1 protein-coding gene is annotated in these 355 nt (G+C 66.8%); it reads left to right on the forward strand.

Annotation, left to right across the window (positions count from 1 at the left end; all coding sequences use genetic code 11):
• Positions 1-89 precede the first annotated feature (89 nt).
• Positions 90-355 (forward strand): Rieske 2Fe-2S domain-containing protein (locus HB681_RS37805; protein WP_213960003.1); only part of this gene is annotated, 266 nt, incomplete at its 3' end.

Raw genomic sequence — 355 nt, forward strand, 5'->3', positions numbered from 1 at the left:
GGCAACGCCTGGCCGCGGCCCACTGATCCCCGCATGCGCGTGCGCCCAAGACGCCCGCGCCTTCCACACCGATGAATGAAGGAGTTCCCATGTTCCCGAAAAACGCCTGGTATGTCGCCTGCATGCCCGATGAGATTGATGACAAGCCGCTCGGGCGGAAGATCTGCAACGAGTCGATCGTGTTCTACCGGGGCCCCGACAACGTGGCGGCGGCCTTGGAAGACTTTTGCCCGCACCGCGGTGCCCCGCTGTCGCTCGGGCGCGTCGTCGAAGGAAAACTGGTGTGCGGCTACCACGGGCTGGAAATGGGGTGCGACGGCAAGACCGGGGCGATGCCCGGCCAGCGCGTGCGCGG

Source organism: Variovorax sp. dw_954, assembly GCF_018449755.1.
Lineage (GTDB): Bacteria > Pseudomonadota > Gammaproteobacteria > Burkholderiales > Burkholderiaceae_C > Variovorax.